The following is a 12,151-nucleotide window of genomic DNA, read 5'->3' on the forward strand; positions in this document are numbered from 1 at the left end:
TCACCATGCGGCTTCGCCGCGTGGTGGGGCTCTGCCCCGGGCTCCGGGGTCCAGGGGCGGAGCCCCTGGTATCGGGAAGGGGCGGGGAGGGGAAACTGCCGATATACGGCCCGCCGCCTGGTCCGCCGGGCTCCCCGTGGGCGGGCCGTGAGCCCTACTCGGGCCGCGACTCCGGCTCGGTCGGCGCGTTCTACTCGGCCCGGGCCTCCGGCAGCAGTTCCCGGATGTCGTTCGGCAGCACGCCGTACAGCTTCTCCATCAGCTCCGGGTCCATGGCCGAGTCCAGTACCTCGAAGAAGGCGGCCGCCTCGCGCAGTGCCTCCTCCTCGGTGTGCTCGGTGCGCCAGGCGATCCGGCCCGCGAAACCGGTGAGGTCGAACCGCTCGCCGTGGTCGCGCCGGTACGCCCGCTCCTCGGGTGAGCCCTCATGGGAGGCGGCGACGCGCCGCAGCGGCTCCGCCGCCTCCTGCGGCAGTTGGGCCGCCATATGGTCCGCCAGTCCGTCCGGGATGCGCTCGGCGAGCGTTTCGAGCGTCGCTCGTACCGCCCGCTCGGCGGACTGCCGGTCGGGGAGCTGGGCCCGGGCCTGGACCAGGCCCGTCATTTCTTCGTAGCGCATGGTCGGCGCTCCTCGTGGTCGGGTGCCCGGCTGCTGTGCCGAGTGCCCCGTGCCATTCGCTCAAACCGCCGCCGGGCGCCCGGCCTCCGGGGTGGCCTCCCGCCTGTCCTCCGGCCTGTCCTCCCGCCTGTCGGCCCGCGCGGCGAGCAGCGGGCCCAGCACTCGGGTGCCGGGGCCGGTGCGCCCGCCAGGGCCCGGGAGCTGGGTGGTGTTGCCGACCGTCAGGGGCTCCCCGCAGTGGGCGCACGCGGACACCGGTGCGGTGTCCCGCCCGCAGTCGAGATGGCGGATCCGGGCCGGGGGTCCGGTGGGGCCCGCGTACCAGCGGTCGCCCCACTCCATCAGCGCGAGCAGCACCGGATAGAGCTCCTCGCCCTTGCGAGTGGCGCGATAGTGCTCACGCGGCGGCCGGTCCTGGTATCGCTCCCGGACCAGCACCCCCTCCTCGACCAGCCGGGAGAGCCGGGCGGCCAGGACCTTACGCGATATGCCCAGGTCATGGGCGAGATCGTCGAAGCGGGTGACCCCGGTGAGCACATCCCGCATGATCAGCGCCGTCCAGGCGTCGCCGAACAGATCGGTGGCGCGGGCGATCGAACAGGCCACATCGGCGAGCGGAGTACGGGTCATGACCCGACCCTACCCGAGTTCCCTGAGGGAACTTAAGAGTGTTAGGTTTCCCCGGGGAACCCGGCGAGCGAGCCCGTCCGGGCCGCCCCAGGCACCGGTGAATCCGCGAATCCGCGCATCCGTGAGGGAGAAGACGATGGCCGCCGCCCCGCACATCGAACTGGACTCACGGTCGCCCGAGGCCGTCGACGGCCGTCAGATCAGGGCCGTCACCTTCCAGGACAGCCGTCTGGAGTACGTCCGCACCACGCTCAAGAGCGTGGACCTGTCCGCGTCCGGTAGCCGCGCCGTGGTCGTGGGAAGCGGCCGCGGGCTGCTGGCCCGCGGGGTGGCCGGTCTCGGCTTCGATGTCGTCGCCGTCGACCCCTCCGCCACCGCGACCGAGATGGCGCGCGAGGCGGGCGAGCGCGAGCACCCCGGGATCGACTACCGCACCGCGCCCGCCGAGCGACTCGGCCTCGCCGACGGCGCGTTCGACCTCGCCTACTACGCGGACACCTTCGAGATCACCCCGGATCTGGACCGGGTGCTGGCGGAGGCCGCCCGGGTGCTGCGGCCCGGCGGGGTACTGATCTACGACACCGTCAACCGCACCCTGCTCTCCCGGCTGATCTACCTCGGCGCCTTCCAGCGCGTCCCGATGACCCGGATCATGCCCGCCGGCCGCTACACGGCGGCCCGGCTGCGCACCCCCGACGAGCTGACCGCCGCCCTGGAGCGGCAGGGGCTGCGCAACGAGGACATCTGCGACTTCAAGCCCAAGGATCCGCGCAGCCTGGTCAAGGCCACCATGGCGCGCCGCCGGGGGCGGATCACCGATGAGGAGATCCCGCCGATCGTCGACTTCGTCCTCGCCCCGGACGCCCGGCCGCTGGTCACCTACCTCGGCTACGCCCGTAAGGGCTGATACCTCGGCTACGCCCGTAAGGGCTGAACGGTGAGCCCGGCACCCCGCCCCGGCCGCGTGGGCGCACACTGGGCACCGTGACTCGTAAGCGCAGCGCGGGACTCCTGCTGTACCGGGGCGCGGGCCCGGCCGTTGAGGTTCTGCTCGCCCATATGGGAGGCCCGTTCTGGGCCACCAAGGACGAGGGCGCCTGGACGGTGCCCAAGGGGGAGTACGAAGAGGACGAGACCCCGGAGGCCGCCGCGCGCCGGGAGTTCCAGGAGGAGCTCGGCGTGGCCCCGCCCGGCGGTGAGCCGATTCCGCTCGGCTCCGTGACCCAGACCGGGGGCAAACTGGTCATCGCCTGGGCGCTGCGGGGCGAACTGGATCCGGCGGGCATCACTCCCGGCACGTTCGCCATGGAGTGGCCGAAGGGCTCCGGCCGGATGCGGGAGTTCCCCGAGATCGACCGGGTCGCCTGGTTCGGCCTGGACGAGGCCCGCCGGAAGATGGTGACGAAGCAGCGGGTGTTCCTGGACCGGCTGGAGGAGCTGCTCGGGAGTGCGGAGGGCGCGGGCCCCGGCAGCGAATGACCGGGACCCGCGCCCCCAGCTGTCATGTCACTCCGTTCCGCAGTGCACCGTGGCCGCTCCCCAGTCGGCGTGGTCATGCGCGTTGCCGTCGCCGCCGTCGGTGACCCGCAGCCGGAGCCGCTGCGCGCCCTCGACCCGCGCCTCCACCGGTACGGCCGCGTCCGGGCCGCGCACCGTCTCACCCCGGTAGACCCGCTCGCCGTCGGCGTAGACCTCGAAGACGACGCTGCCGTCGGCCCCCACCTCGTCGTCCAGGCCCGTCTTCGCGGTGAACGTCGAGCAGTTGCCGCCCAGGAAGACCTCGACCGTGGAGTCGGCGTGGGTGCCGAGGCCCCGCTCGTAGGTCGTGCCGTCGATGGTGAGGGTCTTGCCGTCGCCGGGGGCGGCCTCACCGTTGCTGCGGTCGCGCTCGACCGGGCCCCAGCCGTTGTCCGCGGTGATGAAGTCGAGCGTGGACACCGCCGCCGCACCGCGCGGCGGGGGAGGCGTGCCGTCGAGCTCGGCCGACGCCGAGCCGCTCACCCGCGCGCCACCGTCCGAGGTCGCGCGGACATCGGCCACGGCGGGCCGCAGACCGTCCGGGCTGCCCTCACCACGGGCGATCGTGGTCCGTACGGTGGCGGTCCGGCCCGCCGCGAGGTCGCCGAGGTCGAAGGTGCCGGGCTCGGCGGTCCACCCCTCGGCCAGGCCGAAGGAGGCCGTGACATCGCGCAGCGGGGTGTCGCAGGGATTGGTGACGGTCAGCTCGGCCGGGGTGGAGCCGCCCGCCGGCACCGTGGTGTCGGCGGCGGTGAGCTTCGCCTCGGGGGCGCAGACCACCGGGCCGTGCGGGGTGCCGGTGCGGGCCTCGGCACCGGTCAGCGGGCGCAGCCGCAGGGTGTAGGCGTACTCCTTGGCGGGCCGCACTTGGTACTCGGGCAGCACGGTGTGGAACGTCTCGCTCACCCCGCTCACCGCGTGGTCCAGGTGCAGGGTGTTGCCTCCCGGGTCCTTGCGGAGGGCGAACGGGTAGGCGGCGCGGTCGATCCCGGTGTAGGGGGTCACCCCGGCCGAGAAGTCCCCGGACACCAGGAGCCCGCCGCTGCCGTCGGAGAGCGAGGCCCAGCGGACGTCCTCGTGGTTCCCGTAGTCCTGCGGCTTGGTGTATCCGGCGAACTGCTCGGCCACGTCCGTGGAGTACACCCCCACGGGGGCGCCGTCCTTACGGTCGTTGTAGTTCTCCTGGGGCCCGCGCCCGTACCAGCTGAACCGGTCGTAGCGGTCGGGTATGCGCAGCGAGAGCCCGATACGCGGCAGATAGGGCACCTTGCGCGCCGCGCCCCGGGCCTCCACGCGGTGGTCGAGGCGCAGCTCCCCGGTACCGCTGACGGTGTACCGCAGGGTCTGGGCGAACGAGGAGTCCTTCACGCCGGACGCGGCGGCGGAGGAGGGCACGGTGACGACGACCTCGCCGTTCCGCTCGTCCACCGTGACCTTGCCCGGCTTCGTGCGCAGCCGGTCCAGGCCCGCCTCGCGCCAGGGCCCCTCCTCGGAGCCGATCTCATTGCTGACCGGGGCGCGCCAGGCGTCCAGTTCGGGGCCGGAGCCGAGCAGTTCCCGGCCTCCGGACTTCATGGAGACCAGTTCGCCACCGGCCCGGTCGAAGCCGTACGAGAAGCCGTCGCCGGTGACCGTAAGGCGGTCGCCGGAGGTGGTGGCCTTCACCTTCCCCGGTGCCCGCGCCGGTGTCGTGCCCGCGAGTTGGCGGCCGCCGATGTCGAACTGCTCGACCGCCACCCGGTGTCCGGCCTTCGCCCAGGCCGTGTCCGCCGCCTGCACCGCCTCCACGGTCAGCTGCCGGTCGGCGTCCTGGGGGTTGGCGGGCGGCTTGGGCAGCTGGAGGGTGCTCCGCTCACCGGGGGCGAGGTCGAGGCCGCGGCTGCCCTGGGCCAGGGTGCGGGCGCCCTCGGTAAGGCGCCAGCGCAGCCGGAGGTCGCCGGTGCCGGTGAAGGACCGCTCGTTGCGCACCTCGACCCGCCCGGCGCGGGCCTCCTCGCCCGAGATCCGGATCGGGGCGTGGACGGCCGCCATGGTGCGTGCCTCGGGCTGGACGGTGCGGTCGGAGGAGACCACCCCGTCGACCCCGCCGGTCCCGGCGCCGTAGGACAGGAAGTCCCCCTTACGGTCGAGCCGGTCGAAGTCGAGTGCCAGTACCGCGTCCCCACTGGGGTCGGCGGCCAGCTGATCGGGGCTCAGCGCCTTGTGGTAGACGCGGACCTGGTCGATGGTGCCGTGTGCCATCCGGGTGCGGATGTTCTCCTGGTCGGTCTCCGGGTTGCGGCCGATGTTCACCGGCTGCGCGGAGTAGCCGACGGAGCCGGTCCAGTCGGCCGACGCGGTCTGCTCGCCGTCGATGAGCAGCCGGAGCGTCCGGCCGTCGAAGGTGGCCGAGACGCGATGCCATGAGCCGTACCAGCCGTCGGGGACGTCGGCCGCGACGGTGTGCCAGTCCCCGTCGCCGTAGACGAAGAACTCCAGGGTGTCCTTGTCGCGCATCTTCAGCGCATAGCTGTGGTCGCCCTTGGCGATCATGGTGAAGGAGCCGGTCCAGTCGGCGGGTTTCACCCGGGCGTCCAGGGTGAGCGCGTCCGACACCGCGTCCAGCTTCGGATCGCGGTAGACCTCCACGAAGTCGTCAAGACCGGACAGCTCCAGCGCCTTGCCCTGCTGCCCCGCCACCAGCCCGGGTTTTCCGGAGACGTACGACAGGATGTCGTTGCCGGAGGTGTCGGGGGTGGTCAGCAGCGGCTGGGTGATGTTCTGCTCCGCCCAGTCCCAGATGTAGCCGCCCTGGACCTGGGGGTACTTCCGCGCCACATCCCAGAACTCCCGGAAGTTGCCGAGCGAGTTGCCCATGGCGTGGGCGTACTCACCCATGATGATCGGCTTGGTGGTGGCCTTCGCCTTCTCCTCGAGACCCGAGGGAGAGGGGTAGCGCGGGCCCCAGACATCGGCGAACGGGGCGTCGCCGTCCGGGCTGTTGGGCTGGTGGTAGACCGGCCGGGCCGGGTCCTCGCGGTCCAGGAAGTCGGCCATCGCGTAGTGGGCCTTGCCCAGTCCGGCCTCGTTGCCGGTGTCCCACATCAGCACGCTGGGATGGTTCTTGTCCCGTTCGTACATCGCGGTGAGGCGGTCCATGAACGCCGCCTGCCACTCGGGCCGTTCGGCCAGGCAGTCGTCCGGGCAGGCGTCGTGGTGATGGGTCTCGATGTCCACCTCGTCGTCGATCCACAGACCTCGGGCGTCGGCCAGTTCGTAGAGATACGGATCCGAGGGGTAGTGCGAGGTGCGCACGGAGTTGATGTTGAGCTGCTTCATCAGCGAGACGTCCGAGGCGGTGCGCTCACGGGTGGCGTGCCGGCCGGTGTCGGGGTCGGTCTCGGAGCGGTTGACGCCCTTGACGAGGATGCGTTTCCCGTTGACGAGGAGCTGTCTGTCCTTGATCTCGGTCTCGCGGAAGCCCACGGGCTGGGCGGTGGTGTGGGTGACCGTGCCGTCGGCGCCGGTGAGCCGGACGACGAGGGTGTAGAGGTGGGGCGTCTCATCGGTCCACTTGGCCGGGTTGGTCACATCGGCGGTGAGGGCGGTGGAGCCACCGCCGCCGCCCACCGTCCCCGACATCGTTGTCACCTTGCGTCCGCGCTCGTCGTAGAGGGTGCCGAGGACCTTTCGGTCGCCGAGTGCCTTGCGGTCGTCCGCGGCGCGCTCCGGGCCCTTGGCGGCCACATCGACCTCGGCGGCCAGCCGGGCGTCGCGGTACCGGCTGTCCAGATCGGTCTTGACGGTGATGTCCCGCAAATATTCGGCCGGGGTGGAGTACAGCCCGACCGAGCGGAAGATGCCCGAGAACCGCCACTGGTCGTAGTCCTCCAGATGCGACCCCGAGCCCCAGCGGTGGACCTGCACCGCGATGGTGTTGCGGCCCGGGTGCAGCCGATCGCTGATGTCGAACTCGGCGGGGGTGTAGCCGCCCTGGTCATAGCCCGCGTAGGAGCCGTTCACCCACACCAGATAGCCGCTGGTGACGCCCTCGAAGCGGAGGAACGTCCGCCGCTTCTCCCAGCTCTTCGGCAGCTCGAAGGTCTTGACGTAGGCACCGGTCGGATTGACGTCGTGCGGGACCTTCGGCGGGTCGTCCGGATACATCTCGGTGGGGATGTTCCGGAACACCGGATGGTCCAGGCCGTCCGTCTGCCAGGTGTGCGGCACGCTCACGCTGCGCCAGCCGCCCTTGGAGGTGTTGTAGCCCTCGGTGAAGAAGTCCTTCGGCACCTCCTCGGGGCGGTCGGACATATGGAGTTTCCAGGTGCCGTCGAGCGAGGCGGTCCAGCGGCTCTTGGTGCCGCCTCCGAGGGCCTCGGCGGTGTCGTCGTACGGAGTCAGCCGGGCGTGGGCGGGCTCCTGCCCGACCGCGGTGACCTCGGGGTCCTCCAGCAGCTTGTACACATCCGCGGGGGGAGCGGGGGCGTCCGCCGCTGCCGCCGGGGAGGCGGGGACGGCGAGCGCGAGGGCCAGGGCGACGGCGGCGAGCCGGGGAAGCCGGGAGAGCGCGGGAAAACGGGGGAGGGGGAAGCGACGTCGGGGGCGTCGGGGCATCTGGTGGTCCACCCTTCTGTGGGGTTGGAAACGCTCCAGAATGAACAAGGTCGAACATTAGCCAACGCACCCCCTCGCGCCAAGATGTCCCGCAGCACTCACCGTCGGCCTGGCGCGGCTACCGTGAAAGGAGTGAGGGCCGTGCGGAATGCCGTGCCGAGCGCGGTGGGGCCGACGGAGGCACCGTGGGTATGGAGAGCGCGAGGAGTACGGAGTACCTGCCCCGGCTGCGGCTGGACGAGCTGCTGGAAGAGCTGCAGGTGCGCATCGACGGGGTGCGTGGCACCCAGGACCGGGTGCACAGCCTGCTGGAAGCGGTGCTCTCGGTCGGCCGGGAGCTGGATCTGTCGCATGTGCTGCGGAGGATCGTCGAGGCCGCGGTGGTGCTGGTGGACGCCGAATACGGGGCGCTGGGCGTCATCGGCGAGGACCAGGGGCTGGCCGAGTTCCTCCCGGTGGGCGTCGGCAAGGAGCGGGCCGCGGCGATCGGGCGGCTGCCGTCCGGTCACGGGCTGCTCGGCGAGCTGATCCGCCACCCCCAGCCGCTGCGGCTGGCCGAGCTCTCGGAGCATCCGGCCTCCTACGGCTTTCCGCCGAACCACCCGCCGATGCACTCCTTCCTCGGAGTCCCCATCCGGGTGCGCGACGAGGTCTTCGGCAACCTCTACCTCACCGAGAAGCGCGGCGGTAAGGAGTTCGACGGCCAGGACGAGACGGTGCTGTCCACCCTCGCCGTGGCCGCCGGGGTGGCCATCGAGAACGCCCGGCTGTACGAGGAGGCCCAGCACCGCCAGCGCTGGCTGGAGGCGAACGCCGAGGTCACCCACAGCCTGCTGTCCGGAGTGGACGAGACCAGGGTCCTGGAGCTGATCGTCGAGCACGCCCGCCGGATCCTCTCCGCCGACCTCGGTGTGCTGATGCTGCCGGTGGCCGACACCGACGAGCTTCAGGTCGCGCTGGCGGCGGGCACCGATGCCGAGGCCCACCGCGGTCTGGTGCTGCCCCGCCGGGGCACCTTCGGCGGTGCGGCCTTCACCGCCTCCGAGCCGGTCACCAGCACCGATGTCCAGAACGACCCGCGGATCACGGTCGGCCCGCAGCGCTGGGAGGGGCTCGGCCCGGCCGTCGCGGTGCCGATGCGGACGAGGGACGGAGTGGGCGGGGTGCTCTCGCTGGCCCGGGTGGCGGACAGCCCCGTCTTCACTCAGATCGAGACCGACACCCTGCTGGGCTTCGCGGGCCAGGCGGCGATCGCGATGAAACTGGCCGAGCGGCGGCGCGACGCCGAACAGCTGGCCCTCCTCGAGGACCGCGACCGGATCGCCCGCGATCTGCACGACCTGGCCATCCAGCGGCTCTTCGCCGCCGGGATGACGCTGCAGTCCACCCTGCGGTTCGTCCAGCACCCGGAGGGCTCCGAACGGCTGCTGCGGGTGGTGGACGACCTGGACGACACCATCAAGATCATCCGCTCGACGATCTTCGGGTTGCGCTCGCACGAGGCGGGCCCCGCCGTCCAGGGGCTGCGGGTCCGTACCGCCAAGACCATCGAGGAGGCCGTGCCCGCGCTCGGCTTCACCCCCTCGCTGCGTACCGAGGGCCTGGTCGACACCGATGTGCCGCGCTCGGTCGCGGACGACATGGTCGCCGTGCTGGCCGAGGCGCTGTCGAACATCGCCCGGCACGCGGGGGCCGACGCCGCCGAGATCTCCCTGATCGTGGCGTCCGGGCGGCTGACCCTCACGGTCACGGACGACGGGGTGGGCATCCCCGAGGGCGGCCGTCGCAGCGGACTGCGGAACATGGCCGAGCGCGCCGAGAAGCTCGGCGGTGAGCTGGAACTCGGCGAGCCACCGGGCGGCGGCACCCGCCTGGTGTGGGCGGTACCGCTGCCGGAGCGATAGGCGGTGGCCGGGCCGGAGTGTTGGGCGATGCCCGGTGGCGCGGCGATGGGCGGTGGCGCCGTAGCGCTGCGATGGGGGCTGGGACGTGCCGCAGTGGCCGGCACCCGCCTGCGGCGCGGCGGTCGGGGCTTGGCCATGGCGCGGAGATGGGGGCCGGCCTGCGCCGCAGCGGTCAGCGCTGGCCCGTCGGCGCTGCGATAAGGGCTGGCCCGTGGCGCGGCGGCCGGCGCCGGGCCGTGGCGCGGCGATAAGTGGGGCCCGTGGTGCGTCAGTGGCTCCGGTCCAGCGTCTCGGCCACCCCGTTGCGCGGCGTGGCCGGGCCCACCGGTCCGTAACCCAGCCGGATCAGCATCTGCACATGGCCGGGCGCCGGGTGGGCGTCGCTCAGCGACCACCGCAGATCGGACCACTCCAGCGCCTGGTGCAGCAGGGACGCCCGGACCGCGTGCGAGGTCGCCAGCAGCAGGACGTGTTCCAGCGCCTGCCCGGCCCGCAGCCAGTCGGTGCGCCGGTCCTGGTCCGTGGTCAGCACGGCGATGGTCGGACGGGTCTCGAACGGGGCGGCGGGCCGATCGTCACCCCAGTGGCCGTCCGGACCCCAGCGGCCGTCCGGCCGCGGGCCGAGGTAGTCGCGCATCGGCAGCCGCCCGGTGGCGTCTCGTGGGCCGAGGGCGGCCGGGGGGATTCCGTACGGTCCGGTGTCGCGGATCCAGGTGCGGCTCTCGGCGAGCCGGCGCGGGTCTCCGCAGATGCGCCGCTCCGCCTCTGCGGTCAGCCGCAGCAGCCATGCGGTCTCCTCGGGGTCCGCCAGCCACAGCGTGGCCCCGTTCGCGCGCGCCGCCTCCGTCAGCTCGCACAGCACCCGTGCGGGCAGTCGGCGCGCGGAGTAGGGGGAGCGGCTGCTGTGCCGCCGCCAGATGACGTCGTACAGGTCGTCGTGTCCGCCGTCATGGCCCCCGGCGCGGTCGGCGGGCGACGCGGCCAGGCGCACCGTGGCCAGCAGATCGGGCTGCGACCGGTACGGCAGCAGCCGGACCACCGGGTCCCAGCCGAAGTGGGCCACGGCGACCCGCAGATTGAACACGGCGGCCCCGGCGGAGACGCTCAGCGCCCGGCCCATCGGATCGGCGTACCGCAGCGCCCGCTCGGGGGCGGCCCGGACCTCCAGGGTGACGGTCTTGGGGTTCAGCCGGTAGCGCCAGGGCTGGGTGTTGTGGATCGAGGGAGCGGCCACGGCCGCGGAGATGAGCTTCTCCAGGATCGCCGCGTCGAGCGTTGCGGGCTGCATGGGGTCCTCTCCTCGCCGGTGGGCCGTCAGTGGTGGTGAGGCCTGGGGCCGTCCATCAGAGTGGTCGGGCCGTCAGCGGTACGGGCAGGGCCGTACGGCCCCGGCCCCGGGGCGTCCCGGGCCATTCAGGGTTGTCCCGGATGGCCGTCGTCGGGGCGCGGGGACGAGTGGGTCGCCAGCACCGCCGCCTGGATGCGGCGCTCCACGCCCAGCTTGGCCAGCAGCCGGGAGATGTGGTTCTTGACCGTCTTCTCGGACAGGAAGAGCCGCTTGCCGATCTGCCGGTTGGTGAGCCCGTCCCCGATCAGCACCAGGATCTCCCGCTCGCGCGGGGACAGCCCGGCCAGCACCTCGTCCCGGGGCTCCTGCGGTGCGGTGTCGCCCCGCAGGGTGCTCATCAGCCGGGCGGTGGTGGCCGGGTCCAGCATCGACTGGCCGGAGGCCACGGTGCGCACCGCCGAGACCAGGTCCGACCCCTTGATCTGCTTGAGTACGTAGCCCGAGGCCCCGGCCATGATCGCGTCCAGCAGGGCATCGTCGTCGTCGAACGAGGTCAGCATCAGACAGGCCAGACCCGGCATCCGGGAGCGCAGCTCACGGCAGACCGTGATGCCGTCCCCGTCCGGCAGCCGGACGTCCAGGATGGCCACGTCGGGCCGCAGCGCCGGGCCCCGGGCCATCGCGTGGTCCACGGTCCCGGCGTCGCCGACCACCTCGATGTCCGGTTCGGCGTCCAGCAGATCGTGCAGTCCGCGCCGGACGACCTCATGGTCGTCGAGGACGAACACCCTGATGGGCGTCGCCGGTGTCGCTCGTGTCGCTTCGGTCTCCGTCATGGGCTCTCGCACCGTTCGTCCGCCGTCCGCCCGGCCCCCGGTGGGAATCCTGGCGCAGCAGGTCAGCGCGGTACCAGGGCCGAACGGGCCCCCAAGGGGGCTGCCCGGCCCTCGTCCCGCCCGCCCCGCGCGTGCGACGGTCACGGCATGGGCACGCAAGTGCGGGGGCGGCGGCTGTGGCGATGGCGGCGTAACCCGCTCAGACGCCGCTCGGACGTGATCGAGGCGTGGGTCGTGCTCGTGACCGGCCTGGTGATGGCGGTCGGCGGCCCGGCGGCCGGGGTGGCCGCGGGCACCGCCGTGGACGCGTCACTGCGGCAGGAGCGGGCGGACCGGCACCGGGTGCCCGCGGTGCTCAAGGAGGACGCGCCCGTCGCACAGCCCGCCGCCGACGGCTCCACCACCGGCCAGGTGCGCGCGATCGTCCGGTGGACCGGCCCGGACGGCGCCGTCCACACCGGTACGGCACGGGTCCACGAGGGGAGCAAGGCGGGCACCGCCACCGAGATCTGGACCGACGGCCGGGGCCGCCTGGTCCAGCGGCCGCCCACCCCCGAGCAGATCGCCACCCGCGCGGTGCTCGCCGGGACGTCCGCCGCGGCGGGCGTGGGCGCGGTGTCGCTGGCCGGACGCGGTGTGGCGCGCTGGCGCCTGGACCGCGCCCGCGCCCAGGAGTGGGGCCGCGCCTGGGCCGAGGTCGGCCCCCGCTGGAGCCGCCACATCCGGTGACGCGGTGGCCGCGCCCGGCCGGGTTTCGACG

General features: G+C 72.9%; 9 protein-coding genes. 4 read left to right on the forward strand and 5 right to left on the reverse strand.

Annotated features, from left to right (window positions below; genetic code table 11):
• Positions 1-190: 190 nt before the first annotated feature.
• Positions 191-619 (reverse strand): DUF2267 domain-containing protein, encoded by a 429-nt coding sequence (locus tag ACFXB5_RS27855; RefSeq protein ID WP_385212583.1) that lies wholly within the window; start codon positions 617-619, stop codon positions 191-193.
• Positions 620-679: 60 nt separating this feature from the next.
• Positions 680-1,249, reverse strand: coding sequence for a winged helix-turn-helix transcriptional regulator (locus ACFXB5_RS27860; RefSeq protein ID WP_385212585.1), 570 nt, complete (start codon positions 1,247-1,249; stop codon positions 680-682).
• 136 nt (positions 1,250-1,385) lie between these two features.
• Between ACFXB5_RS27860 and ACFXB5_RS27865 the strand changes: the two genes are divergently transcribed.
• Both ACFXB5_RS27865 and ACFXB5_RS27870 read left to right on the forward strand, forming a co-directional pair.
• Positions 1,386-2,156, forward strand: a complete 771-nt coding sequence (locus ACFXB5_RS27865; RefSeq protein WP_385212587.1) for a class I SAM-dependent methyltransferase — start codon at positions 1,386-1,388, stop codon at positions 2,154-2,156.
• 77 nt (positions 2,157-2,233) lie between these two features.
• Positions 2,234-2,728: an NUDIX domain-containing protein gene (locus ACFXB5_RS27870; protein ID WP_385212589.1), complete on the forward strand. Its 495-nt coding sequence runs from the start codon at positions 2,234-2,236 to the stop codon at positions 2,726-2,728.
• Positions 2,729-2,755: 27 nt separating this feature from the next.
• Here ACFXB5_RS27870 and ACFXB5_RS27875 read toward each other — a convergent pair whose 3' ends face one another.
• The gene (locus ACFXB5_RS27875; RefSeq protein WP_385212591.1) at positions 2,756-7,363 is read right to left on the reverse strand and encodes a glycoside hydrolase family 2 TIM barrel-domain containing protein; all 4,608 of its coding nucleotides are present in this window, start codon (positions 7,361-7,363) and stop codon (positions 2,756-2,758) included.
• A gap of 191 nt (positions 7,364-7,554) precedes the next feature.
• Here ACFXB5_RS27875 and ACFXB5_RS27880 point away from each other — a divergent pair, with 191 nt between their 5' ends.
• Positions 7,555-9,267, forward strand: a complete 1,713-nt coding sequence (locus ACFXB5_RS27880) for a GAF domain-containing protein (protein WP_385212593.1) — start codon at positions 7,555-7,557, stop codon at positions 9,265-9,267.
• Between the two features lie 268 nt (positions 9,268-9,535).
• Here ACFXB5_RS27880 and ACFXB5_RS27885 read toward each other — a convergent pair whose 3' ends face one another.
• On the reverse strand, positions 9,536-10,555 hold the full coding sequence (locus ACFXB5_RS27885; protein ID WP_385212595.1) for an Acg family FMN-binding oxidoreductase: 1,020 nt from the start codon (positions 10,553-10,555) through the stop codon (positions 9,536-9,538).
• Positions 10,556-10,680: 125 nt separating this feature from the next.
• Positions 10,681-11,391, reverse strand: coding sequence for a response regulator (locus tag ACFXB5_RS27890; protein WP_385212597.1), 711 nt, complete (start codon positions 11,389-11,391; stop codon positions 10,681-10,683).
• A 147-nt stretch (positions 11,392-11,538) separates the two neighbouring features.
• Between ACFXB5_RS27890 and ACFXB5_RS27895 the strand changes: the two genes are divergently transcribed.
• Complete coding sequence (locus ACFXB5_RS27895) at positions 11,539-12,120, forward strand: hypothetical protein (protein WP_385212599.1); 582 nt, start codon at positions 11,539-11,541, stop codon at positions 12,118-12,120.
• Positions 12,121-12,151 lie beyond the last annotated feature (31 nt).

The sequence above is a fragment of the Streptomyces sp. NPDC059455 genome (genome assembly GCF_042750115.1).
Classification (GTDB): domain Bacteria; phylum Actinomycetota; class Actinomycetes; order Streptomycetales; family Streptomycetaceae; genus Streptomyces; species Streptomyces endocoffeicus.

What these genes read in the sequence shown, in the direction of transcription:
- ACFXB5_RS27855 (WP_385212583.1), bottom strand. Translation starts at nt 619, where the DNA reads ATGCGCTACGAAGAAATGACGGGCCTGGTCCAGGCCCGGGCCCAGCTC.
- ACFXB5_RS27860 (WP_385212585.1), bottom strand. Translation starts at nt 1,249, where the DNA reads ATGACCCGTACTCCGCTCGCCGATGTGGCCTGTTCGATCGCCCGCGCC.
- ACFXB5_RS27865 (WP_385212587.1), top strand. Translation starts at nt 1,386, where the DNA reads ATGGCCGCCGCCCCGCACATCGAACTGGACTCACGGTCGCCCGAGGCC.
- ACFXB5_RS27875 (WP_385212591.1), bottom strand. Translation starts at nt 7,363, where the DNA reads ATGCCCCGACGCCCCCGACGTCGCTTCCCCCTCCCCCGTTTTCCCGCG.
- ACFXB5_RS27880 (WP_385212593.1), top strand. Translation starts at nt 7,555, where the DNA reads ATGGAGAGCGCGAGGAGTACGGAGTACCTGCCCCGGCTGCGGCTGGAC.
- ACFXB5_RS27885 (WP_385212595.1), bottom strand. Translation starts at nt 10,555, where the DNA reads ATGCAGCCCGCAACGCTCGACGCGGCGATCCTGGAGAAGCTCATCTCC.
- ACFXB5_RS27890 (WP_385212597.1), bottom strand. Translation starts at nt 11,391, where the DNA reads ATGACGGAGACCGAAGCGACACGAGCGACACCGGCGACGCCCATCAGG.
- ACFXB5_RS27895 (WP_385212599.1), top strand. Translation starts at nt 11,539, where the DNA reads ATGGGCACGCAAGTGCGGGGGCGGCGGCTGTGGCGATGGCGGCGTAAC.